Source organism: Amycolatopsis sp. lyj-23 (genome assembly GCF_046549135.1).
Classification (GTDB): domain Bacteria; phylum Actinomycetota; class Actinomycetes; order Mycobacteriales; family Pseudonocardiaceae; genus Amycolatopsis.
This window is the reverse complement of sequence record NZ_JAJPWN010000005.1, coordinates 624,324-647,670: the sequence shown is the minus strand read 5'-3', so window position 1 is coordinate 647,670 and position 23,347 is coordinate 624,324. Positions and strand designations below refer to the sequence as shown.

Genomic DNA, 23,347 nt, shown 5'->3' with positions numbered 1-23,347 from the left:
CCCCAGCCTATTTGGCACCACCGACAGTTCTCGCACACCCCCGCCTGCCGGCGGCTTCCGAGCACCTGCTGTCCGATCCGCCGGAAGTCGGGTCTTCGCCCGGTTCCGACCTTCGTCGGTGTCCGCGCCGGTGACGCGGTGGTTACTTTCCGACGGCGATCCGGTCCCCCACCGAAAGGATCACCACCGTGAGCTTCCTCCGCTCCCTCGGCGCCGTCTCCGCGGCCGCCGTCGCCCTCACCCTCGCGGGCGGCGCCGTGGCCTCCGCGGGTGTCCAGCCGAACATCGTCGGCGGCAGCACCGCGCCGACGGTCTCCTGGGGTGCCCAGGTGTACGTCAACACGCCCGGCCGCGACTACCAGGGCTTCAACTGCTCGGGCACGGTCGTCGCCAGCCGCTGGGTGCTGACCGCGGTGCACTGCCTCGACTCCGACGGCTCGGGCATGTACGTCCGGGTCGGCAGCAACACGCTGCTCTCGGGCACGAAGATCGCCGTCGACAACGAGTACCAGTCCCCGAACGGCGACATCGCGCTGCTGCACCTGGCGTCGGCGACGAGCGCGGCGCCGATCTCGCTGGGCAGCTCCGACCCGGCCACCGGCAGCACCAACCAGATCTACGGCTGGGGCCGCACCACCCCGACCGGGCCGCCGGCGACGTCGCTGAAGACGGCGAACGTCCAGGTCACCGGCCGGTCGACGGACGCCTACGGCGGCCGCGCGATCCAGAGCGTCGGCGTCAACGGCTCGGCGTGGAAGGGCGACTCGGGCGGGCCCCAGGTCTCCGGCGGGGTCCAGGTCGGCGTGGCGTCGACGGTGCAGAACCAGAGCGGGTCGAACACGCGCGGCACGAACAACTACGCCAGCGTGGCGGCGAGCCGGTCCTGGATCCGGACGACCGCGGGCGTGTGAGTTCCCGGGGCGGCGCCGCGGCGCCGCCCCGGTTCTGTCGGTGGCCTGTGGGATGCTCGCGGGCATGCGGATCGCCACCTGGAACGTGAACTCCATCGTCCCCCGCCTGCCCCGCGTGCTGGAGTTCCTGGAGGAGACGGCGCCGGACGTGCTGTGCCTGCAGGAGCTGAAGACCACGACGGAGAAGTTCCCGCTGGCCGAGGTCGAGGCGCTGGGGTACGAGGTGGCGGCGTACGGGCTGGGGCGCTGGAACGGCGTCGGGATCGTGTCGCGGGTGGGCCTGTCCGACGTCGTCCGCGGCCTGCCGGGCGAGCCTTCGTTCGAAGGCGCCGCGGAAGCGCGTGCGGTGGGCGCCACCTGCGGGTGCGTGCGGGTGTGGTCGGTGTACGTGCCGAACGGGCGTGAGCCGGACAACCCGCACTACGCGTACAAGCTGGAGTGGCTGTCGTCGCTGCACTCACTGGTGGCTTCGGAGATTTCGTCGGGGCCGTTCGCGGTGCTCGGGGACTTCAACGTGGCCCCGACGGACGCCGACGTCTGGGACATCGCGCTGTTCGCGGAGTCGACGCACGTGACGAAGCCGGAGCGCGACGCCCTCGCCCGGCTGCGGGACCTGGGCTTGTCGGACGTCTTCCCGCGGCCGCTGAAGTACGACCACCCGTTCACCTACTGGGACTACCGGGCCGGGAACTTCCCGAACAACAAGGGCATGCGGATCGACCTGGTGTACGGGAACTCGGCGTTCACCGATGCGGTGACGGATTCCTATGTGGACCGCAACATGCGCAAGGGCAAGGGCCCGTCGGACCACGCCCCGATCGTGGTCGACCTGGACCTCTGAGGCTCAGCCCCCGGTGGCGGCGCGGTGCAGCTTCCGCAGCGCGCGCACCGCCTCCACCGCCCGGTCCCGGTCCACGGCCTGCACCGCCATCACCGCGTGGTACTCGTCGTCCGGCAGCTCCAGCCGCGCCCACGAAGCGCCGTCCGGGAAGCTCACCGACAGCACCTCGCTCCACGCGAACCGCCGCGTGATGAGCACGTTCCGGACCTCGATGCCCTCGGCGTCCGCGCGGACGCGGGCGATCGCGAACAGCATCACCCCGCAGGCCAGCAGGATGCCGATGCCCACCATCGCCGCCTGGTCGGAGCGCTGGAACCGCACGCCCGTGTCGCCGTTGCGCAGCAGCACCGCCACCACGACGAAGACGGCCAGCAGCGCCACCGCGAGCACGCTGCACATGATCATCGCCCGGCGCGGGCGGATCACCAGGGAAGTCGCCACGCTCACTGGAAACCCCGCTCGGTCCACGGCTGGCGCAGGCCCCGCAGCACGTGCGCGGAGTCCAGAGCCGCCACCGTCGCCTCGTAGCCCTTGTCCTCCTTCGACCCCGGCCGCCCCGACCGGTCGACCGCCTGCTCGTGCGTGTCGCACGTCAGGACGCCGTTGCCGACCGGGGTGCTCTCGTCGAGCGCGACCCGGGTCAGGCCCGCCGTCACCGCGTCGCACACGTACTCGAAGTGCGGGGTGCCGCCGCGGATGACCACGCCCAGCGCGACCACCGCGTCGTGGTGACGGGCCAGCGCCTGCGCCACCACCGGGAGCTCGACCGCGCCCGCGACGTGGACGACCGTCGGCTCCTCTTCGAGCTCGGCCTCGCGCGCGGCCACCAGCGCCCGCTCCAGCAGCACGTCGGTGATGTCCGCGTTCCAGCGGGTGGCGACGATGCCGAGCTTCAGCGACTTGCAGTCGGAGAGGTCCAGCTTGGCCTCGGGACGGCCTTCGCCGCTCACAGTGCTCCTCCGTCGGGGTGCTCGGTGCTCGCGCCGACCTGGTCGTAGTGCTCCAGCTGGGCCAGGTCGTGGCCCATCCGGTCGCGCTTGGTCTTCAGGTAGCGCAGGTTCTCCGGGTTCGGCGAGATGGGCAGCGGCACGCGCCCGGTGACGCGCAGGCCGTAGCCCTCGAGGCCGATCCGCTTGGCCGGGTTGTTCGACAGCAGCCGCATGGTGCGGACGCCGAGGTCGCAGAGGATCTGCGCGCCGGTGCCGTAGTCGCGGGCGTCGGCCGGGACGCCGAGCGCGAGGTTCGCGTCGACGGTGTCCGCGCCGTCGTCCTGCAGCTGGTAGGCCTGCAGCTTGTGCAGCAGGCCGATGCCGCGGCCTTCGTGGCCGCGGATGTAGAGCACGACGCCGCGGCCTTCGGCGGCCACCGCTTCCAGCGCCGCCTCCAGCTGCGGGCCGCAGTCGCAGCGCAGCGAGCCGAAGACGTCACCGGTGAGGCACTCGGAGTGGACGCGGACCAGGATGTCCTGGCCGTCGCCGATCTCGCCGTAGACGAAGGCCACGTGCTCGATGCCGTCCAGCAGCGAGTCGTAGCCGACCGCGCGGAACGTGCCCGCGGCCAGCGGGATCCGCGCTTCGGCGACCCGCTCGACCTGCTTCTCGGTGCGACGGCGGTAGGCGATCAGGTCGGCGATGGTGATGATCGCGAGGTCGTGGTCGGCGGCGAAGACCTCGAGCTCGTCGCGGCGGGCCATGTCGCCTTCGTCCTTCTGCGACACGATTTCGCAGAGCACGCCGGCGGGGGCGAGCCCGGCCATCCGGGCCAGGTCGACCGACGCCTCGGTGTGGCCGGGGCGGCGCAGCACGCCGCCCTCCTTGGCCCGCAGCGGCACGACGTGCCCGGGACGGCGGAAGTCCTTCGCCGTGGACGCCGGGTCGGCGAGCAGCCGGATGGTGTGCGCGCGGTCGGCCGCGGAGATGCCGGTGCTGATGCCCTCGGCGGCGTCGACTGTGACGCTGTACGCGGTGCCGCGCGCGTCCTGGTTCGTGTGGTACATCGGCGGCAGGTCCAGCCGGTCCGCTTCGGCCTCGGTCAGCGCCACGCAGACGTACCCCGAGGTGTAGCGGACCATGAAGGCCAGCAGCTCCGGCGTCGCCTTCTCGGCGGCGAAGATGAGGTCGCCCTCGTTTTCGCGGTCTTCGTCGTCGACCACGACGACCGGACGGCCCGCCGCGACGTCCGCGATCGCCCGCTCGATGGCGGCGGCGTCGAACACCGCACCGGCGCCGCAGGGCGTCCAGCCCGTTTCGGGCTCTGCCGCGCTCGTCTCACTCATGACCGCTCCTCCGTGCCGCCGTCCCGATTGTGCATCTGGTCGCGGATATGCGCCTCGGCCAGCTTTTCCACGTACTTCGCGACCACGTCGACCTCGAGGTTGACCAGGTCGCCGGCCTCGCGGCCGCCCAGCGTCGTGGCTTCCAGCGTGGTCGGGATCAGGGCGACCGAGAACTGCTCGCCGGCGATCGCCGCGACCGTCAGCGAGACGCCGTCGACCGCGATCGAGCCCTTTTCGACCACGTACCGGGACAGGTGCTTCGGCAGCGCGAACGCCGTGACGCCGTTCTCGTCGCGGCCGAGGAACACGCCGGTCCCGTCGACGTGGCCCTGCATGATGTGGCCGCCGAGCCGGCCGCCGGCCGGGGTGGCGCGCTCGAGGTTGACGCGGTCGCCGACCGCGACCTTGGCCAGGCTCGACCGCTGCAGCGTCTCGTTGACGACGTCGACGGTGAACTCGCCGCCCGCCACCTCGACGACGGTCAGGCAGACCCCGCTGACCGCGATCGAGTCGCCGTGCCCGGCGTCACTGGTGACCAGCGGCCCGCGTACCCGCAGCCGGGCCGCGTTCGTCAGCTGCTCGACCGCGGTGACTTCGCCGATCTCCTCGACTATGCCGGTGAACACGTGCGCTGCCTCCTAGTGAGCCGGTCGGTGAGCCGGTCCTTCCATCCAACACCCGCCGCGGCCCGGTGGCTTCTCCGGTGCCGCCGCGAGCGTCAGCCGGCCCGGCCGCGGGCCGCCTGCTCGCGCAGCGCGGCGACCGCCTTGCCCGGGTCGGCGGCGCCGTAGACGGCGGATCCGGCCACGAAGCAGTCGACTCCGGCCTCGGCGGCCTGCTCGATCGTGTCGGCGTTGATGCCGCCGTCGATCTCGACGAGCAGCTTCAGGTGCCCGGTGTCGACCAGCCGCCGCGCGGCGCGGACCTTCTCGAGGACGTCGGCGATGAACGACTGGCCGCCGAAGCCCGGCTCGACCGACATGACCAGCAGCGTGTCGTAGTGCTTGAGGGCGTCGAGCCACGGCTCGAGCGCGGTGCCCGGCTTGATCGACAGGCCCGCCTTCGCGCCCGCGGCCCGCAGGTTCTTGGCCAGCGCGACGGGGTCCTTCGCGGCCTCGGCGTGCACGGTGACGTTGTAGGCGCCGGCCTCGGCGTACCCGACCGCCCAGCGGTCCGGGTCGTCGATCATCAGGTGGCAGTCGATCGGCAGGTCGGTGCTGTCGATCAGGGCCTTGGCGACGGGCAGGCCGAGGGTCAGGTTCGGCACGAAGTGCGCGTCCATGACGTCGACGTGGACCCAGTCGGCGCGGTTCTCCCCGGCGCCGGCCACGGCGGCGATCTCCTCGCCGAGCCGGGCGAAGTCCGCCGCGAGGATGCTGGGTGCGATCAAAGGTCGGTCTGCCACGTCCCGAGTGTAGGAGGACGGCGCTAACGGTCGCTAACGGGTTGTGACCAGGATCTGGCTCCCGAGAGGGAGGTCACGGACCACCGGCGCGCCCTAACCTCGGCCGCATGCCCGGATTCCTGACGTCCCTGGCGCGGATCGGCAGCTACCGCAGCCTGCCCTACGCCCTCGCGTGCGCCGTCCTCACGGTGCCCGTGTCCCCGTTCGCGCTCGCCGCGGCGGTCTCCGTCGAAGCCGAGTCCCGCGTGCGGGCCCTGCTCGCGTTACTGGCCCTCGCGGTGCTGATGGGGCTGCTGGGTCTGCTGGGACCGGTCCGGCGGATCGGCATCGGCCTGGCGAACACCCTGCTCGGGACGGCGATCCCGGCCCCGGACGGGCGCCCCGGCGCCCGCTCGCGGCTGCGCTCGGGTCTGTGGCTGGCGCTGCACACGGCGGCCAGCGGCCTGTTGCTCACCGTGCTCGCCTTCCTCGGCCTGGGCCTGCTCGTGCCCGCCGTGTGGCTGACCGGCGGCCAGGACTCGATCAGCCTCTTCTGGGACGACGTCCCGCTCGGGGCGTGGACGGTTCCGTTCGCGGTCGTGCTCCTGTTCGCGGCGCTGGCGCTCGCCGCGGGAGCCACCCGCGGCTTCCGGGCCGGCGCGGCGGCGCTGCTCGGCCCGTCCGGCACCGAACGCGCCGCGCTCGCCGAGCGGCGCTCGGCCGTGCTCGCCCAGCGCAACCGGCTGGCCCGCGAGCTGCACGACTCGATCGGGCACACGCTCACGACGTCGACGATCCAGGCGGCGGCCGCGGCCGAGCTGGTCGAGGCGGACCCGGCCCAGGTCCGGCGCGCACTCGGCACGATCGAAGAAGCGTCCCGGACCGCCCTCGAGGACCTCGACCACGTCCTGGGCCTGCTGCGCGAGGAGCCGGCGGTCAAGGCACCGGCGCGCACGCTGGCCGAAGTCGACGTGCTCGCCGTCCGCGCCCGCGAAGCCGGGCTCGACGTCCGGCTGACCGTCGCCGGGCCGGTCGCCGCGCTGCCCGCGACGGTGTCGCGCGAGGGCTACCGGATCGTCCAGGAGGGCCTGACCAACGCCTTGCGCCACGCCGGCCCCGGCGCGGTCGACGTGCGCGTCGAGGCCGGGCCGGACCGCCTCGGCATCGCGGTCGTCAACGCGCTGCCCGGCGACGGGCCGCGGACCGGGCGGCGCGGGCTGGCCGGGCTCGCCGAGCGCGTCGAAGCGCTGCGCGGGGAGCTCGACGCCGGCCCGGACGGGCAGCAGTGGCGGCTGCGCGCGACCATCCCGCTGCGGGCGGGCACGTGACGCCGTCGGTGCTGCTCGCCGACGACGAGCCGCTGGTCCGCACCGGCCTGCGGGCCCTGCTGGAGCAGCAGGGCCTGCTGGTGGTCGGCGAGGCGGCCGACGGCGGCGAGGTCCTCGAAGCGGTGCGGCGGACCCGCCCGGACGTCGTGCTGATGGACGTCCGGATGCCGCGCGTGGACGGCATCGAAGCCACCCGGCAGGTGCTCGCGGCGCTGGCCGAACCGCCGAAGATCCTCGTCGTCACGACGTTCGACAACGACGACTACGTGCACGAAGCCCTGCTGGCCGGGGCCAGCGGCTTCCTGCTGAAGCGGGCGCGCAAGGAGGAGATCGCGCACGCGGTGCGGACGGTCGCGACCGGCGAGTCGCTGCTGTTCCCGGAGGCGATCCGGCGGCTGGTGAGCGGCCGTCCGGCGGGCGGGAAGCACGCGCGGGCGGCGAAGACGCTCACCCGCCGCGAAGCCGAGGTGCTGCGGCTGATCGCCACCGGACTGTCCAACCAGGACATCGCGGCGGCGCTGGTGATCAGCCTGGAGACGGTGAAGACGCACGTGGGCAACATCTTCGCCAAGCTCGGCGCCGGCAACCGCAGCCAAGCGGTCGTCATCGCGTACGAATCGGGTGTCGTCCGGCCGGGGCACCTCGGCGGTCAATAACCGACGTGCTCCCGGTCACCCGCGGGGAGCCATGAGTTCGGCCAGCGGACACCCGGCCGTCACCTTCAGTCCCTCCGCGGCACACATGCGGGAGGACTAATAGCCCGTGTCCGAAATCCGGGCCGTAACTCCCGAAGTCCCCGAAGTCCCCGAAGTTCGCGAATGAGGAGAAACATGGCTTCGCTGTTCACCGGCCGCCGCCGGTGGCTGGTCGCGGGCGCCCTCGGCGCCGCGCTGGTCGCCGCCGCCCCGGTCGCCCTGGCCACCAACGGCTCCGACAACGCCGACGCGCGTTCGGCCGCCGGCACCGGTGACCGCACCGCCGACGTCCGCGCCGCGGTCCAGGGCGGCCACGCCCGCAACGTCATCCTGTTCATCGGCGACGGCATGGGCCAGTCGGAGATCACCGCCGCCCGCAACTACGAGCGCGGCGCCGCCGGCCGGCTCGCGATGGACGAGCTGCCGCTGACCGGCGACTACACGACCTACGCGGTCGAGCAGAACAACCCGGGCAAGCCGAACTACGTGACCGACTCGGCCGCGTCCGGCACCGGCTGGGCCACCGGCACCAAGACCTACAACGGCGCCATCTCCGTCGACGCCTACGGCAACGACGTCCCGACGATCCTCGAGATCGCCAAGCGCAACGGCCTGCGCACCGGCGACGTCACCACCGCCGAGGTCCAGGACGCGACCCCGGCCGTGCTCGGCTCGCACGTGGTCAACCGCGACTGCAAGGGCCCGGTCGAGACGACCGCGAAGTGCGCGAAGAACGCCAAGGAGAACGGCGGCCTCGGCTCGATCGCCGAGCAGCTGGTGCAGACCCGCCCCGACGTCCTGCTGGGCGGCGGCGCGAAGTACTTCAACCAGCAGGTCACCGCGGGCAAGTTCAAGGGCAAGACCGTCCTCGACCAGGCCAAGGCGGCCGGCTACACCGTCGTCAACAACGCGGCGGACCTGGCGGCGGCGAAGAAGGGCAAGCCGGTCCTCGGCCTGTTCGCCGACGGCAACATGCCGGTGAACTGGAGCGGCCCGGCGGCCGTGCACGGCGGCACCGCGCCCACCCGCTGCGCCCCGAACCCCAAGCTGCCGGCGACCCAGCCGAAGCTGGCCGACCAGACCCGCAAGGCGCTGGAGCTGCTGGACGACCGCCGCAGCGACAAGGGCTTCTTCCTGCAGGTCGAGGGCGCGAGCATCGACAAGCAGGACCACGCGGCCGACCCGTGCGGCCAGATCGGCGAGACGGTCGACTTCGACGCGGCGATCGCGGCGGGCACGGCGTTCGCCCGCAGCCACCCCGACACGCTGGTGCTGGTGACCGCGGACCACGGCCACAGCAGCCAGATCGTCGAGCCCACCGCCACGCCGGGCCTGACCGCGACCCTGATCACCAACGAAGGCGCGAACATGACGCTGGCTTATGGCACCGCGGAAACGGGCGGCTCGCAGTCGCACACGGGTACGCAGGTGCGCATCGCGGGTCTCGGCCCGCAGGCGGCGAACATCGTCGGCCTGACCAACCAGACCGACCTGTTCGGCACCTTGAAGCGGGCGCTGAAGCTGCGCTGAGTGGTGGGGTGCACCCCCGGGTTTTTCCGGTGGTCTCCCCGATACCCCCTGGTGTCCGGTTTCCCTAGCGTGGGCGAGACCGAGACACCAGGGGGTTTTCTCATGCGGAAGTCATTGCGGGCCGTCACGGCCGGCACACTCGTGGCGCTGCTGGCCGCCACCACGGCGGCACCGGCGCTCGCCGCGGGCACGAGCCCGGTCCAGGCGAGCCTGGACGTGCTGACGGCCCAGGACGGCGTGCCGGGCGCGGAGGCGGTCGTCCAGGACGGACGGCGGACCGAGGTCACCCGCAGCGGCAAGGGCGACGTCGTCACCGGAAAACCGTTCCCGCGCAACGGTTCCTTCCGCGTGGGCAGCGTGACGAAGTCGTTCGTGGCGACGGTGGTGCTGCAGCTGGTGGCCGAGGGCCGGGTGCGGCTGGACGCGCCGGTTTCGCGGTACCTGCCGGGCCTGCTGCCGGACGAGCGGATCACCGTCCGGCAGCTGCTGCAGCACACGAGCGGGCTGTACAACTACACGGACGCGCTCGACCTGACCGACCCGGAGGCCCTGCGCCACCGCGGTGCGGAGCCGGCCGAGCTGGTGGCGCTGGCGCTGGCGCACCCGGCGTTGTTCCCACCGGGCACGAAGTGGTCGTACTCGAACACGAACTACATCGTGGCCGGGATGCTCGTGGAACGCGTGACCGGACATCCGCTGGACGCGGAGATCGCCCGCCGCATCACCCGCCCGCTGGGCCTGCACGACACGTACCTCCCCCGCCGCGGCGACGAAGAGCTCCCGGCCCCGCACGCGGTCGGCTACCTGCCGTTCGGCGGGAAACTGGTGGACTTCAGCGACTTCGACGCCACGATCGCCTGGGCGGCGGGCGGCCTGGTCTCCACCCCGGCGGACCTGGACCGGTTCTACGGAGCGTTGCTGGGCGGCCGTCTGCTGCGCCCGGCGGAGCTGGCGGAGATGCGCCGCACGGTCCCGGCGGACCTCGGCGTCCCGGGCGCGGGCTACGGCCTGGGCTTGGGCAGCGTCCCGCTGTCGTGCGGAGTGGTGTGGGGGCACGAAGGGGGCATCATCGGCTTCACGAACTTCGCCGGAGTGGGCCCGAAGGACCGGCGGGCGACGGTGGTGCTGAACGAGAACCCGACCTTGGCGGACACGAACGGCCATCTGATCGCAGCTGTGGATGCGGCGGTCTGTTCTTGATGTCGGCGGCCCGAAACTGTCGGTGGTGGCCGGTAGAGTAGAAGACGGGGGGCGCCCCCGCGGGCCTGGTGCCGTTTCTGCCGTTTCAGCGCACGCGCCTCACGCGCGGCGCAGATCCCGCCCCGCGCAAGTCGCGTCCTCACGGCAGCAGGTCGAGGACCTCGGTCCACGGCCGGCGGACGTCGAGGCGGTGCAGCGTCACCCCGGCACTCGCGAGGGTGTCGAGGTGGCGCTGCCACGCCGGGTGGTGCACCCGGGTGTCGTGGATCTGGTACGCCACCACCATCGTGATCCCGGGCGCGCCCAGCACGTCCCCGAGCACCGTCAACGCCTGGTTGTCCGCGATCCCCAGCGCCAGCTTCGCGACCGAATTCGCCGACGCCGGCGCGAACAGGAACACCGCCGGGTCCGGGTGCGGCCGCGGCTCGCCCGGGAGCCGGGACACGCTGCGGACCGGCAGATCGGTGCACGCCTCGACCTCGGCCAGGCCGCCGGTCGACGTCAGCCAGCGGTGGGCCGTCGGCGTCAGCGTGATCGCCGGGCGCCAGCCGCGTCCGGCCGCCGGGTGGGCCAGCTCGGCGGCGAAGCGGACGTCCAGCCCGCCGCACGAGCTGGCGACCAGCCCGAGGTCGGTCACGGTTTGCGCAGCACGGCGCAGAACATCGCGTCCGTGCCGTGGCGGTGCGGCCACAGCTGGACGTACGGCCCGTCGCCGAGCTCCGGCACACCCGGGAAGAACCCGCGCGCGTCCAGCACCTCGGCCTTCAGCCGCCGCGACGTCTCAGCGAAGACGCCTTCGGTCTCGGCCAGGTGCGGCGAGCAGACGACGTAGGTCAGCGCGCCGCCGGGCCGCAGCAGCTCGTAGGCCGCGGTGAGCAGCTCGCCCTGCAGCTTGGTCAGGTCCGCGACGTCGGACGGCTGACGCCGCCACCGCGCCTCGGGCCGCCGCCGCAGCGCGCCGAGGCCGCTGCACGGCGCGTCGACGAGGATCCGGTCGTAGCCCGGCTCCAGGCCGCTCTCGCGTCCGTCGGCGACGTGCACCTTCACCGGTAACCCGCTCGTCGCCTTCTCGACGAGCTTCGCGCGGTGCGGCGCCTTCTCGACGGCGTCGACGCTGGCCCCGCTGAGCGCGGCCAGCGCGCCGAGCAGCGCGGCCTTGCCGCCGGGGCCGGCGCACAGGTCGAGCCAGCGCTCGTCGGAGCCGTCGAGCGGCACCTTCGTCGCGGCGATCGCGCAGAGCTGGCTGCCCTCGTCCTGGACCGCGGCCAGCCGTTCGCGGACCGGTTCGGCGTCGGCCGGGTCGCCGGCGCCGGCGGGCAGGCGCACGCCGTAGGGCGAGTACGGCGCCGGGTCGCCGCCGGTGATCGCGGCGAGCTCGTCGGCGCTGATCTCGCCGGGCCGAGCGACTAGGTGGACCTCGGGGCGCGCGTCGTCGGCTTCGAGAGCGGCCTTGAGACCGGCGCCCTTGTCACCGAGCGCTTCGGCGAACGACCGCGCGATCCAGCGCGGGTGCGCGGTGCGCAGCGCGTAGGCGCCGATCGGGTCCTTCGCCTCGTCCGGCGCCAGCTCGTCGAGCCACGCGGCTTCGTCCTTTTCGGACACCTTGCGCAAGATGGCGTTCGCGAAACCCGTGGCCCACGAACCGGCTTCGGCGCGCACGAGGTCCACAGTGGACGTCACCGCGGCGTGCTCGGGGATGCGCGTGCGCAGCAGCTGGTAGACGCCGAGGCGCAGCGCGTCGAGCACCGCGGGGTCCGTCTGCTTGAGCGGCCGTTCGGCGCAGGACTCGATGATCGCGTCGAGCAGGCCCTGGGCCCGCGACGTGCCGTACGCGAGTTCGGTGGCCAGCGCCGCGTCGCGGCCGGTGATCCGCCGTTCGCGCAGCAGATCCGGCAGGACGAGGTTGGCGTAGGCGTCCTTCGTCCGGACGGCCGCGAGGACGTCGAACGCGGCCTGCCGGGCCGGGTCCACCTCCGGCGGGCGGCGCGGGCCTTCCTTGCGCGGTGCCGGGCGGCCCCGCTGGGGGCGTGACGGTCGTCGTTCCCTGTGGTCGTTCACCGGAGGCGCTCTCCCTGGTCGATCCTCGTGCCGCGCGCCCAGTCGGTGGCCGCCATCCGTTTCTTGCCGGGTGCCTGGACTTCGCCGAGCTGCAGCGGCTTCGTCGCCGTCCCGACCAGCACCCGTTTGCGCTCGACGACGATCTCGCCCGGCGGCGGGCCGGGTTCGTCGAGCACCGTGACCGGGCCGAGCTTGAACCGCTCGCCGCGGAACTCCGCCCAGGCGCCCGGGTCCGGGGTGACCGAGCGGATCTGCCGGTCGACCGCGGACGCCGGGTCGGCGAAGGACACCCGAGCGTCCTCGACGGTGACCTTCGGCGCGTAGCTGACGCCTTCGGCGGGCTGCTCCCGCGCGACGAGCGTGCCGTCGGCGAGACCGTCCATGGTGGACAGCAGCAGCTTGGCCCCGGATTCCGCGAGCCGCCCGAGCAGTGTGCCGGCGGTGTCGGTGGCGCCGATGGTCTCGGTGACGACGCCGAAGACCGGACCGGCGTCCAGTTCCTTGACGATCCGGAAGGTGGAGGCACCGGTGATCTCGTCGCCGGCGCGGATGGCGGCCTGCACGGGCGCGGCGCCCCGCCACGCGGGCAGCAGCGAGAAGTGCAGGTTCACCCACCCGAGCCGCGGGATGTCGAGGGCGGCCTGCGGCAGCAGCGCCCCGTAGGCGACGACCGGGCAGGCATCCGGCGCGAGCTCGGCGAGCCGCGCGAGGAAGGCCGGATCCCCGGCGCGCGCGGGGGTGAGGACCTCGATGCCGTGGTCATCGGCGAGCGCACCGACGGGCGACCGCAGGACGCGACGGCCGCGCCCGGCCTGCGCATCGGGCCGCGTGACGACGGCAACGACCTCGTGCCGCCCGGATTCGAGCAGGGCACGCAGGGCGGGGACCGCCGGGTCGGGCGTGCCGGCGAAGACGAGCTTCATCGACCCACCCCCGGCGGAAGCGGGGATTCAGGTGGCTGGAACATCGCAGCCGAGTCTAGAAGGCCCGGGTTCGCCGGGCGCGCCCGTGCCCCGATGTGCCGATCTTGGAGGCCGGCGGGGTTGTCCACAGCGGGGTGGTGATGTGGACAACCCGGCCTCGGCGGCCCGCTTTCCCGGCTTTTCGTCGGGCCGCTCCGATAGGCTGGACAAGGGCACGCCCCCCAGGGAGGGCGGGGACCGCTTTCCGGGCCGTGGGCGGTGGCTGGTGCAGCAGACCTGCCCCAGACACCGAGCGTCTACCAGCGCACCGGCCACACCACCTGCGCTGCGCCCGTCCCCCGCCGCACCGGCTCCGCGGCCGCCAGCCAGCGGCCGTCCCTCAAACGCTCCACCCCGGTGGCCGCCCCGATCTCCGCCGGCGCCGTCGAGAACCCCTGGCCGCGGGCCTTCAGGTCCGCCGTCTCCGGCTGGTCCAGGAACGCCTGCTCCACCTGGGCCTGCGCCGAGTTCCGCTGCGACGCCCGCGGGGCCGCGATCGCGGCCTCCAGGGACAGGCCGCGGTCCAGCCGGCCCAGGATCACCTGCAGCACCGTCGTGATGATCGACGCTCCGCCCGGGGAGCCCGTCGCGAAGAACGGGCGGCCGTGGTCGAGCACGATCGTCGGGGCCATCGACGAACGCGGGCGCTTGCCCGGGCCCGGGAGGTTCGGGTCCGGCACGCCCGGCGTCACCGGCGTGAACGAGAAGTCCGTCAGCTCGTTGTTGAGCAGGAACCCGCGGCCCGGCACCACGATGCCGCTGCCGCCCTCCTGCTCGATCGTCAGCGTGTACGCCACGACGTTGCCCCACTTGTCCGCCACCGTCAGGTGCGTCGTGTTCTCACCCTCGTACGGCGTCGGCGCGGCCGTCGCGCCCGCCGCGCACGGTGCCGGGTGGCGGGGGTCGGCCGGGGCGACCGGGCTGGTCGCCGCCTTGTCCTTCGAGATCAGGCACGCCCGCGAGTTCGCGAACCGCTGGCTCAGCAGCTCGCGCGCGGGGACGTCGACGAACGCCGGGTCGCCGATCCAGCGGTTGCGGTCGGCGAACGCGAAGCGGGTCGACTCCAGGAAGTACTGCAGGTAGTCGGCCTTGCTCGCGTGCTTCAGGTCGAAGTTCTCGAGGATGTTCAGCGCCTCGCCGACCGTCAGCCCGCCCGACGACGGCGCCGGCATGCCGTAGACGTCCAGGCCCTCGTAGCGCGCGTGCGTCGGGTCACGTTCGATGGCGCGGTAGGCGGCGATGTCGGCCGCCGTCAGCTTGCCGGGCCGGACGTTCAGCGTCGAGGCCGGGTCGACCGGCGGCTGCTGCACCGTCTTGGCGATGTCCGCGCCGATCGGGCCGCGGTACAGCGCGTCGACGCCGGAGCGCTCCAGCTGCGCGTACGTGCCGGCCAGGTCGGGGTTCCGGAAGACCGTCCCCGGGGCGGGCGGCGCGCCGCCAGGTAGGTACAGCGACCGCGTCGAGGGGAACGCCGAGAAGCGCGCGGCGTTGTTCGCGACCTGCGTCTGGAACGTCTGGTCGACGACGAAGCCGTTGCGCGCGAGGTTCTCGGCCGGCTTCAGCGACTTCGCCAGCGAGCGCGTCCCCCACTTGCGGAGCGCTTCGGCCCAGGTCGCGGGCGTGCCGGGCACGCCGACGCTCAAGCCGCTGGTGACGGCGTCGGCGAACGCGAGCGGCTTGCCGTTCTCGACGAAGAGGTTCTCGTCGGCGGTCTTCGGCGCCGTTTCGCGGCCGTCGAGGGTGTGCACGCGGTGGGTCTTGGCGTCGTAGTAGACGAAGAACCCGCCGCCGCCGATCCCGGCGGAGAACGGGTCGGTGACGCCGAGCGCGGCGGCGACCGCCACGGCCGCGTCGACGGCGTTCCCGCCGTCGCGCAGCACCTGCGTGCCGATCGCGGTGGCGTCGGCGTCGATGCTGGCGACGGCCCCGCCGAAGCCGACGGCGACCGGTGACTTGGGGGTGGGCGTCGCGGCCACGGCCGGCGCGGTCACCCCGGCGGTGAGCGCGGCGGCGACGGCCAGGACGAGCGTGGTGCGGCTCCTGTGCGCGGACATGCGGGCGAGTCTGCCCCCTGCCCGGCCCGGCTACAAGACGCCAACGGGGCCGATACACCCCTATTGTCAGCTTTTCACGTGGTTCGGGGGTTCGGGAAATTAAATCACATGGAGCAGTGACGTTCCGGTATGCGCTGTAACACAATCGTGCGGCGCGGCCTGCACACCGCGCTTCGCGAGGGCAACTGGAAGGAACAACCGAAGATGACTGCACCAAGACGGACGTGGCGCCACCTGCTCGGCGCCGCGCTCACGGTCTCGACCGCCCTGCTGGTCGTGACCGCCGGCACCGCCGGAGCCGCCGGAGCCGCACCGGAGCCGGACAACCACGAGATGGGCGCCTCGATCCGGGCCCACGACGGGGTGGCCCCGGCCGGGCTCGCGCCGGCGTCGGTGGACTCGAGCGTCCCCGGCATCGACGTGAGCTCCTACCAGGGCAACGTCAACTGGGCGTCGTACTGGAGCGCGGGCAAGAAGTTCGCCTACGTCAAGGCGACCGAGGGCACTGGCTACCAGAACGCGTACTTCAGCCAGCAGTACACCGGCTCGTACAACGTCGGCATGATCCGCGGCGCGTACCACTACGGCCGCCCGGACCTCTCGGGCGGCGCGGCGCAGGCGGACTACTTCGTCGCCCACGGCGGCGGCTGGTCGAAGGACGGCAAGACGCTGCCGGGCACGCTCGACATCGAGTGGGGCCCGAACAACGCCTGCTACGGCAAGACGGCGGCGCAGATGGTGGCGTGGATCAAGGCGTTCAGCGACGAGTACCACGCGAAGACGACCCGCTGGCCGGTGATCTACACGGCGACGAGCTGGTGGAGCCAGTGCACCGGCAACACGGGCGACTTCAGCTCGACGAACCCGCTGTGGGTGGCGCGTTATGCGTCTTCGGTGGGGACGCTGCCGTACAACTGGGGCTTCTACACGTTCTGGCAGTACAGCTCCTCGCCGATCGACCAGGACACCTTCAGCGCGGACATCACGCGCCTGAAGGTGCTGGCGACCGGCTGATGCCACGGGCCGGGAGCACGCCTCGCGTGCTCCCGGCTCCCAGTCATCTCGCTGACTCGATCTGCCTGCTCAGCGCCTTCCTGACCTCTTTGAGTTTGCGCTCGTCGAGGGGCGACGGGTATTCCTCCAGAGTGCCGGATACGACCGTGTAGACATGATCGAGATCCACTTTCCACTCCGAATTCACCTCCTGTGCACGCGCCACGAGACATTCCTTGTCGGCCTTGCCGAACTTCGCGGCCAGGACCAACACGACCTCTTTTCCTTTCTGCGAGGTGAACCCGTTGCTTCCGAACGGACAGAGGTAGAAGTGTCCAGACTTCACTGGAGGGGTCATCGTGAGGTTCCTTCCGGCCGAGAACCACCGACGGTAGGTTACTTGGCTGGCTCCGGCTTCCTTTGCTGCGAAACCGGTGCACCCGATCGGCGGCGTTCCCGGCCGGCCCGGCACGCCAGAATCGGGCGATGCCACCGGCTCGGCGCGGACGACGGACCTCGCTCGGCGACGACCGGGAACCCGATCCGTGGCCACGGGTCGAACCGAGTCAGCTCGCGGCCTGGTTGCTCAAGATGTGGCGCCTGTACGGCCACGACGACATCCTGACCGTCCGGCAGCTGGCGACCTTGCTCCGGACGCCGCCCGTGGACAACGCCACCGTCTCCCGCTGGGAGAACTCCCGCGCCACCGTGCCGACGCCGGCCCTGCGCCAGTACGAGCGGCTCTTCGAACTGCCACCGGGCGAGCTGGTGGCCGTGGTCACCGCCCTTCGCCGGGACCGGCCCACGGGTCGCCGGACCGCGCCGCGGTGCGGCGAACTGCTCGAAAAATGCCTCGGCCGCGATCCTGTCTCCGCGGCGGAATGGGCGGACCTGACGGTTTCGGTGACCCAGCCGCGGCGCAAACTCGCCCGGCCGGTGTGGGACACCCTCGTCCACCGCCTGCTCACCGAAATGTGCCTTTCCGTGGGCTGGAGGTATCTGCTCCGGCTTTCCGCGCTGCAACGAGTGCACCGGCACACCGAAGGAGGCGCCGCGCTCGCCGCGGCGACCGAAGAATTCGTCACCGAACCGGCCTGCCAGCTGATCATCGACCCGATCGCCCTGCTCGCGGCGAACCGGGCACCGACGACTTCGCGCCGTCTCCTCCAGCTGCTGCATGAACCGCGCAACGATGCCGAGCAGCTCGGCGCGCTCCTGGCGTGGGCGGCCCGGCCGCCCGGTGCGGCCGACCTGGTTCGCCGTCTGGAAGCCATCTCCCGGGAGCTGTGCGCCGGCGTGTCGACCTCGCTGCCGGTCCGGGAAGCGGCTTCGGACCTCCTCGCGGCGCTGTTCCGGCACCGCCCGAGCGCGCGTTCCGCGCCCCTGGACAGAACCGGAGAGGCGGCATTCGGCCGGTTGCACGCCGCCTTGACCCGGGCGCAGCTCCGGCGGCACGAACACGATCTGCTCGGCCCGCGAATCCTCCGTCAGGCGCTGGCCAGCACCGACAGCGATCTGCGCATCCTCACCGTCAACGTCCTGCACGCATCGCCGTTTCGCGGGCTTCTCGCCGACACCCTCGCGTCGACGCTGACCGGCGGCCACTTGCGGAGCGGCTCGGCGACCCACGGCGTGCTCGTGGACCTGCTGGGCAGCCTCGGCGAGCTTCGGCACCGCCCGGTCGTCGAGAACCTGCTGCGGCGGGGCACGGCGCGGGACGCGGCGGCCGTGGCGCTGGCCCACCTCCCAGGGCGGACGGACCTGCGGCTCTGGCACCACGTGCTCACCGCGCACCCGGCCGGCGGGAGCACCCAGCGAGCCGCGCTCTACGCGGTCGGGATGAAGGGTGACTGCGACGGGCTGCGGCTCCTGCGAGCGCACGCTCCCGGCGTCCGGGCCCGCGCGAACTGGTGGCTACGGCTTCCGGCCGAAGCCACCGCGAGTGCAGCCCTGTGACGCCTCCCGACTTATGCGGGTTCCGTGGGTGACGCGGTCGGCGGAACACTCGACCGCGTCACCCACGACGTGGAGGGAAACCGTGCGCCTGACCGCCCTGCTCCCCCTGCTCACCGCCGTTCCGCTGCTCGCGTTCCCGGCCACGGCCGTGGCCGCCCCCACGCCCGGCTGCTTCGACCCCGCCGCCGCGCTGACCGTCGAGGAACAGCGCCTGACCGCGGCCCTGCCGGCGGGAGGTCCCGCCGTCGGCCCGGAACTCGTCCGGCTGGCGGGGTTCGACCCGCTCGTCGCCGAGGTGAAACGCGATCTGTGCGCGGCACGCACCTCGCGCCGCGCCGCGCGGGTCGTCGCGCAGGCCGGCGAGCGGCTGTGGCGAACCGCCGTCGACCGCGCCCAGGGTCGCCGCCCGGACCTCGGGACGCTCGACCGGTTCGACGACCGGCCGCTGTACTGGGCGCGGCTGCAGCTCAGCAGCGCGATCCGGCAGTGGCGGCCGTCGTTCCCGGCGCCGGACCGGGCTGACCTGCTCAAGGCGTTCGACCGCGGTTCGCGCGGCCTGGACGACGTCCGCTTCCCGCCGGGCCGGACGCGGCGGGTGCTGGTGAGCGGCTTCGACCCCTTCCAGCTCGACGGCTCCGGCGTCCGGATCTCGAACCCGGCCGGGGCGTCCGCCCTGCAGCTGGACGGGCGGGTGCTGGCCACGCCGTCGGGCCCGGCATTGGTGCAGGCGGTGAACTTCCCGGTGGTGTGGGGCTATTTCGACGAAGGCATCGTCGAAGCCGCGTACGGCGAGGCGTTGCGCGACCGCGTGCGGCGGCCGGACGTGATCATGACGATCAGCCAGGGCCGTCCCGGCCGGTTCGACATCGAGCGCTGGGCCGGCGCCTGGCGCGGCGGCTTCCCGGACAACAACAACGCGTCGGTCACCGGCGGCGTCCCGCCCGCGGCGGGCTGGCCGCAGCCGGACGTCCAGTTCATCGAGACGACGCTGCCGTACGCGCGGATGCTTTCGGTGACGGGTGCCTACCCGGTCAACTTCAACCAGGCGTTCTGCGTGTGGCCGGATTCCTCGCAGCCGGGGGCGGGGACGCCGGTGTGCCGGTCGGACGCCCCGGCGCCGGGCGAGATCGCCGCGTCCGGAGGCGGCGGCAACTACCTGTCCAACGAATCGATGTACCGCAGCAACCGGCTGCGCCTCGGCTTGGGCTTGAACTCCCTTCCGGGCGGCCACCTGCACACGCCGGTGCTGGGCCAGCCGACGGCGCCGGAAGCGTTGACGGACAACGATTTCGAGGCCCGTCGGCAGGCGATCGCGGCCGAAGTGGTCTCGCTGGTCACGGCCGCCGCCACCGACGACCGCCCGCCCGCCGCACCACCGCGAGCCGCGGATGCCCCGCGCGCCGCAATGGATTCCCTGCCGGGCACGGTCCTGCCAGGCTGACGCATTGCCCCGCCGATCACGCGTGATGCCTCCCGGATCACGCGAATGCGAACTCGCGCCCGGAAGCATTCAAGCAGCAAGGGGAATCAATCGTGATCGGACGGGCATCTCGCGTGATTGGAGGGGCATCACTCGTGATTGGGAGGGCGACACGAGCTAGATGAGCTCCAGGGGGTCGAGCTGGATGCGGATCGGTTCTGTCGCCTTTTTCGCGTCGCGGCGGGCTGCGGCCGCGTGGATGGCCGCCGCCAGGGTTTTGCCTTCGCTGCGGGACACGCGGACCAGTGCCCGCTCGCGGTCCGCGTTGCCCTCTTCGTCGACTTCGCCGATCGGGACCGGGCCCAGCACCTCGCCGGACTCCGGGAGCGGGAGGTCCGCCAGCAGGCCGGCCACCGCGTCCGGGCTGCCCTCCACGCTCGCCATGCGCATCGCCGGGGGGAAGCCCAGCTCGCGGCGTTCCGCCAGCTCCTGGCCCGCGTGCCACGCCGGGTCCCAGCGGACCAGGGCCTGGACCACCGCCAGGCCCGCCTCGGCGCCGACGATCACCCGGCCGCCCGAAGCGGCGGGACGCACCAACGCCGCCGCTGCCATCCAGCGGCGCAACGTCTCCTCTCCCGCCCGGAGGTCCTGGCGGCCCAGCAACGCCCAGCCGTCGAGCAGCAGCGCCGCGCCGTAGCCGCCTTCGGCGACCGGTTCCGCTCCCGGCGTGCACACCACCAAGGCCGGCTTGCCCGGCACCGTTCCCAGGACCTCCGCCGCGCCGGACGTGCGGACCGGGACGCCCGGGAACGCGCGGCCGAGCTCCTCCGCCGTCCGCTTCGCGCCGACGATCACCGCGCGCAGCCGGACCGAGCCGCACGCCGTGCAGCGGAACGCCGTTTCCGGGACGCCGCACCAGCGGCACGCCGGCGGTTTCGGCTGGCCGTCGAGCGAGCCGCCGGGCAGCGCCAGCGGCCCCGCGCACCGGCGGCAGTGGGCGGGCGTGCGGCAGTTGCCGCAGGCCAGGCCGGGTACGTATCCGCGCCGCGGCACCTGGACCAGCGCCGGGAGGTCCGCCGCGAACGCTTGCCGGGCCGCCTCGAACGCCACCGCCGGCAGGCGCGCGACCCGGGCCGCCTCGTCGCGGGCGACGTCGAAGTCCTCGCCGACCGGCGTGACGCGCGGGGCCGCGGACCGCAGCGTGGCGCGGTCCGCCAGGACCGGCGCCGCCCAGCCGGACTCGACGAGCAGCTGGGCTTCGGCCGTCCGCGCGAACCCGCCGACCAGCAGCGACCCCTTCGCCGCGTGGGCGCGGTCCATCAGGACGTCCCGGACGTGCGGGTACGGCGCGTGCTGGTCGAGGTGCAGGTCGTCGCCGTCGTCCCAGACCGCGAACAGGCCGGGGTCGTGGACCGGCGCGAACATCGCCGCCCGCGTTCCGACGACCACCCGCACCGAGCCGCGCAGCACGGCGAGCCAGCGCCGGTACCGCTCGGCCGGCCCGAGCCCGGCGATCAGCGCCACGACGGCGTCCTCGCCGACGACGTCCGCGCAGGCCGCGTGCACCCGGGTCAGGTCGCGGTGGTCCGGCACCACGAGCACCGCGCCACGCCCCCGGGCGGCCACCGTCCCGGCGGCTTCGGCGAGCCGGCGCGGCCAGTCCTCGCCCGGCAGGGCCTGCCAGACGGCGTTCGCGGGCTTGGCTTCGGCGAGGGCCTCCAGGAACGCGGGACCACGCTGGTAGCGCGCCCACGCGGCGGTGTCCGGTGCCTCCGGGAGAGCCGCGGGCGGCAGCGGCGGCTCGCCTTCGGCCTTGGCGTGCCGCGGCGGGATCGCGAGCCGCAGGACGTCGGAGAGGGTGCCGCCGTAGCGGTCGGCGACCGACCGGCAGACCGCGTGCAGCGACGGCGGCAGCACCGGCTCGGCCGACGTCACCCGGTCGAGGAACGCCAGCTTGCTGCCGTAGTCGCTGGTCTCGCCGCGCTCGATCAGGTAGCCGTCGACCAGCTGCCCGGCGAACCGGACCCGGACGCGGCAGCCGGGCACGGCAGTCTCGTGCAGCTTCTCCGGGACGAGGTAGTCGAAGGTGCGGTCCAGGTGGGCCAGCGGGATGTCGACGACGACGCGGGCGACCGGCCGCTCGGGCGCGGGCGACTGCGCCCCCTTCGGCTTCTCCCCCGGCTTCTTCCGGGCACGCGAGGGGGCCGCCTTCGGCGAAGGCGGCTTCTCCGGGAGCTCCCAGAGGGCGGCGGGCTCGGAACTGCTCACGCCGTGATCTCTACCAGACCCCACCGACAGCCGGACCGGAGAGGCCGCTCGCGTGCCCCGAGGGGCATCACACGTGATTGCCGGGGCATCTCGCGTGATTGGAACGGCATCTCGCGTGCTTGGCGGGGCATCACGCGGAATTGCCCGGCACACGAGGAAGGCCACCCCGGGCGAACCGCGGGGCGGCCTTCACCGGATCGTGCGTCAGCCGCCGGCCGCGGCCTTCAGGGCCTCGGCGCGGGACGTGCTCTCCCAGGGGAGGTCGAGCTCGGGGCGGCCGAAGTGGCCGTACGCCGACGTCGGGGCGTAGATCGGGCGCAGCAGGTCGAGGTCGCGGATGATCGCCGCCGGCCGGAGGTCGAAGACCTCGGTGATGGCCTGCTGGATCTTCGACGGGTCGACCGTCTCGGTGCCGAACGTCTCGACGAACAGGCCGACCGGGGCCGCCTTGCCGATCGCGTAGGCGACCTGGACCTCGGTGCGCTGGGCCAGGCCCGCGGCGACGACGTTCTTGGCCACCCAGCGCATCGCGTACGCGGCGGACCGGTCGACCTTGGACGGGTCCTTGCCCGAGAACGCGCCACCGCCGTGGCGGGCCATGCCGCCGTAGGTGTCGACGATGATCTTGCGGCCGGTCAGGCCGGCGTCGCCCATCGGGCCGCCGATGACGAACCGGCCGGTCGGGTTGACCAGCAGGCGCGCGCCGGAGGTGTCGATGCCCAGGCCCTCGATCTCCGGGCCGACGACGTGCTCCTTGACGTCGACGCTGAGCATGCGCTCGAGGTCGATGCCGTCGGCGTGCTGCGAGGACACCACGACCGTGTCGAGGCGGACCGGCTGGTCGCCGGCGTACTCGATGGTGACCTGCGTCTTGCCGTCCGGACGCAGGTACGGCAGCACGCCGTCCTTGCGGACCGCGGTCAGCCGCTTGGACAGCCGGTGGGCCAGCGCGATCGGCAGCGGCATCAGCTCGGGGGTGTCCGAGCAGGCGTAGCCGAACATCAGGCCCTGGTCGCCGGCACCCTGGCGGTTGATCTCGTCCTCGTCCGACTCCACCCGCGACTCGTACGCGGTGTCGACGCCCTGGGCGATGTCGGGCGACTGCGAGCCGATCGCCACGTTGACGCCGCAGGAGTTGCCGTCGAAGCCCTTGGCGGAGGAGTCGTAGCCGATCTTCAGGATGACGTCGCGGACGATCGTCGGGATGTCGGCGTAGGCCTCGGTGGTCACCTCACCGGCCACGTGCACCTGGCCGGTGGTGATCAGGGTTTCGACCGCGACGCGGCTGCGCGGGTCCTTCGACAGCAGGCCGTCGAGGATCGAATCGCTGATGGCGTCGCAAATCTTGTCGGGGTGCCCTTCGGTCACCGACTCCGAGGTGAACAATCTGCTGCTAGACGCGGTCACGGTGGCCGTCACTTCCTCACCTAGACGTCGGATGCCCCGAAAGTTAGGCACCCCTTACCGATGCA

21 protein-coding genes are annotated in these 23,347 nt (G+C 72.9%); 9 read left to right on the top strand and 12 right to left on the bottom strand.

Annotation, left to right across the window (positions count from 1 at the left end; all coding sequences use genetic code 11):
* The first annotated feature begins 188 nt into the window (after positions 1 to 188).
* Both ACLJPY_RS15710 and ACLJPY_RS15705 read left to right on the top strand, forming a co-directional pair.
* The gene (locus ACLJPY_RS15710) at positions 189 to 911 is read left to right on the top strand and encodes a S1 family peptidase (RefSeq protein WP_410589144.1); all 723 of its coding nucleotides are present in this window, start codon (positions 189 to 191) and stop codon (positions 909 to 911) included.
* Positions 912 to 975: 64 nt separating this feature from the next.
* Positions 976 to 1,752, top strand: coding sequence for an exodeoxyribonuclease III (locus ACLJPY_RS15705; RefSeq protein ID WP_410589142.1), 777 nt, complete (start codon positions 976 to 978; stop codon positions 1,750 to 1,752).
* Positions 1,753 to 1,755: 3 nt separating this feature from the next.
* On the opposite strand, the gene ACLJPY_RS15700 is transcribed toward ACLJPY_RS15705, so the two are convergent.
* The 5 genes from ACLJPY_RS15700 to rpe all read right to left on the bottom strand — a co-directional run bounded on the left by ACLJPY_RS15700 (position 1,756) and on the right by rpe (position 5,417).
* Positions 1,756 to 2,199 (bottom strand): PH domain-containing protein, encoded by a 444-nt coding sequence (locus ACLJPY_RS15700; RefSeq protein ID WP_191314254.1) that lies wholly within the window; start codon positions 2,197 to 2,199, stop codon positions 1,756 to 1,758.
* On the bottom strand, positions 2,196 to 2,702 hold the full coding sequence (gene ribH, locus ACLJPY_RS15695) for a 6,7-dimethyl-8-ribityllumazine synthase (protein ID WP_410589140.1): 507 nt from the start codon (positions 2,700 to 2,702) through the stop codon (positions 2,196 to 2,198). The genes ACLJPY_RS15700 and ribH overlap by 4 nt, the downstream gene beginning before the upstream one ends.
* Positions 2,699 to 4,027: a bifunctional 3,4-dihydroxy-2-butanone-4-phosphate synthase/GTP cyclohydrolase II gene (locus tag ACLJPY_RS15690; protein WP_410589138.1), complete on the bottom strand. Its 1,329-nt coding sequence runs from the start codon at positions 4,025 to 4,027 to the stop codon at positions 2,699 to 2,701. The genes ribH and ACLJPY_RS15690 overlap by 4 nt, the downstream gene beginning before the upstream one ends.
* Complete coding sequence (locus ACLJPY_RS15685) at positions 4,024 to 4,653, bottom strand: riboflavin synthase (RefSeq protein ID WP_410589136.1); 630 nt, start codon at positions 4,651 to 4,653, stop codon at positions 4,024 to 4,026. Before ACLJPY_RS15685 ends, ACLJPY_RS15690 begins: the two co-directional genes overlap by 4 nt.
* A gap of 92 nt (positions 4,654 to 4,745) precedes the next feature.
* Positions 4,746 to 5,417, bottom strand: coding sequence for a ribulose-phosphate 3-epimerase (gene rpe / locus ACLJPY_RS15680; RefSeq protein ID WP_410589231.1), 672 nt, complete (start codon positions 5,415 to 5,417; stop codon positions 4,746 to 4,748).
* A gap of 122 nt (positions 5,418 to 5,539) precedes the next feature.
* On the opposite strand from rpe, the gene ACLJPY_RS15675 reads away from it, so the two are divergent.
* The 4 genes from ACLJPY_RS15675 to ACLJPY_RS15660 all read left to right on the top strand — a co-directional run bounded on the left by ACLJPY_RS15675 (position 5,540) and on the right by ACLJPY_RS15660 (position 10,164).
* A complete protein-coding gene (locus ACLJPY_RS15675; protein WP_410589134.1) occupies positions 5,540 to 6,739 on the top strand; it encodes a sensor histidine kinase in 1,200 nt (399 codons plus the stop codon).
* Positions 6,736 to 7,395 carry a response regulator gene (locus ACLJPY_RS15670; RefSeq protein ID WP_410589133.1) on the top strand — a complete coding sequence of 220 codons (660 nt, stop codon included), beginning with the start codon at positions 6,736 to 6,738 and terminating at the stop codon, positions 7,393 to 7,395. The genes ACLJPY_RS15675 and ACLJPY_RS15670 overlap by 4 nt, the downstream gene beginning before the upstream one ends.
* Positions 7,396 to 7,569: 174 nt before the next feature.
* Positions 7,570 to 8,964 carry an alkaline phosphatase gene (phoA, locus tag ACLJPY_RS15665; protein WP_410589132.1) on the top strand — a complete coding sequence of 465 codons (1,395 nt, stop codon included), beginning with the start codon at positions 7,570 to 7,572 and terminating at the stop codon, positions 8,962 to 8,964.
* Positions 8,965 to 9,066: 102 nt separating this feature from the next.
* Complete coding sequence (locus ACLJPY_RS15660) at positions 9,067 to 10,164, top strand: serine hydrolase domain-containing protein (protein WP_410589130.1); 1,098 nt, start codon at positions 9,067 to 9,069, stop codon at positions 10,162 to 10,164.
* A 139-nt stretch (positions 10,165 to 10,303) separates the two neighbouring features.
* Here the strand turns inward: ACLJPY_RS15660 and ACLJPY_RS15655 are convergent, their stop codons facing one another.
* The 4 genes from ACLJPY_RS15655 to ggt all read right to left on the bottom strand — a co-directional run bounded on the left by ACLJPY_RS15655 (position 10,304) and on the right by ggt (position 15,238).
* A complete protein-coding gene (locus ACLJPY_RS15655; protein WP_410589128.1) occupies positions 10,304 to 10,801 on the bottom strand; it encodes a flavoprotein in 498 nt (165 codons plus the stop codon).
* The gene (locus tag ACLJPY_RS15650; protein WP_410589126.1) at positions 10,798 to 12,222 is read right to left on the bottom strand and encodes an RsmB/NOP family class I SAM-dependent RNA methyltransferase; all 1,425 of its coding nucleotides are present in this window, start codon (positions 12,220 to 12,222) and stop codon (positions 10,798 to 10,800) included. Before ACLJPY_RS15650 ends, ACLJPY_RS15655 begins: the two co-directional genes overlap by 4 nt.
* Positions 12,219 to 13,145 carry a methionyl-tRNA formyltransferase gene (gene fmt, locus ACLJPY_RS15645; protein ID WP_410589125.1) on the bottom strand — a complete coding sequence of 309 codons (927 nt, stop codon included), beginning with the start codon at positions 13,143 to 13,145 and terminating at the stop codon, positions 12,219 to 12,221. The genes ACLJPY_RS15650 and fmt overlap by 4 nt, the downstream gene beginning before the upstream one ends.
* Before the next feature lie 296 nt (positions 13,146 to 13,441).
* On the bottom strand, positions 13,442 to 15,238 hold the full coding sequence (gene ggt / locus ACLJPY_RS15640) for a gamma-glutamyltransferase (RefSeq protein ID WP_410589123.1): 1,797 nt from the start codon (positions 15,236 to 15,238) through the stop codon (positions 13,442 to 13,444).
* Positions 15,239 to 15,442: 204 nt separating this feature from the next.
* On the opposite strand from ggt, the gene ACLJPY_RS15635 reads away from it, so the two are divergent.
* Positions 15,443 to 16,252, top strand: a complete 810-nt coding sequence (locus ACLJPY_RS15635; RefSeq protein WP_410589121.1) for a lysozyme — start codon at positions 15,443 to 15,445, stop codon at positions 16,250 to 16,252.
* Between the two features lie 43 nt (positions 16,253 to 16,295).
* Here ACLJPY_RS15635 and ACLJPY_RS15630 read toward each other — a convergent pair whose 3' ends face one another.
* A complete protein-coding gene (locus ACLJPY_RS15630; protein ID WP_410589119.1) occupies positions 16,296 to 16,589 on the bottom strand; it encodes a hypothetical protein in 294 nt (97 codons plus the stop codon).
* Between the two features lie 128 nt (positions 16,590 to 16,717).
* Between ACLJPY_RS15630 and ACLJPY_RS15625 the strand changes: the two genes are divergently transcribed.
* Positions 16,718 to 18,187 (top strand): hypothetical protein, encoded by a 1,470-nt coding sequence (locus ACLJPY_RS15625; protein WP_410589117.1) that lies wholly within the window; start codon positions 16,718 to 16,720, stop codon positions 18,185 to 18,187.
* An 82-nt stretch (positions 18,188 to 18,269) separates the two neighbouring features.
* A complete protein-coding gene (locus ACLJPY_RS15620; protein ID WP_410589115.1) occupies positions 18,270 to 19,628 on the top strand; it encodes a hypothetical protein in 1,359 nt (452 codons plus the stop codon).
* Between the two features lie 156 nt (positions 19,629 to 19,784).
* On the opposite strand, the gene ACLJPY_RS15615 is transcribed toward ACLJPY_RS15620, so the two are convergent.
* Positions 19,785 to 21,875, bottom strand: coding sequence for a primosomal protein N' (locus ACLJPY_RS15615; protein WP_410589113.1), 2,091 nt, complete (start codon positions 21,873 to 21,875; stop codon positions 19,785 to 19,787).
* A 204-nt stretch (positions 21,876 to 22,079) separates the two neighbouring features.
* Entirely contained in the window at positions 22,080 to 23,282 is a 1,203-nt protein-coding gene (metK, locus tag ACLJPY_RS15610; protein ID WP_410589229.1) for a methionine adenosyltransferase, read from the bottom strand.
* Positions 23,283 to 23,347: the final 65 nt, after the last annotated feature.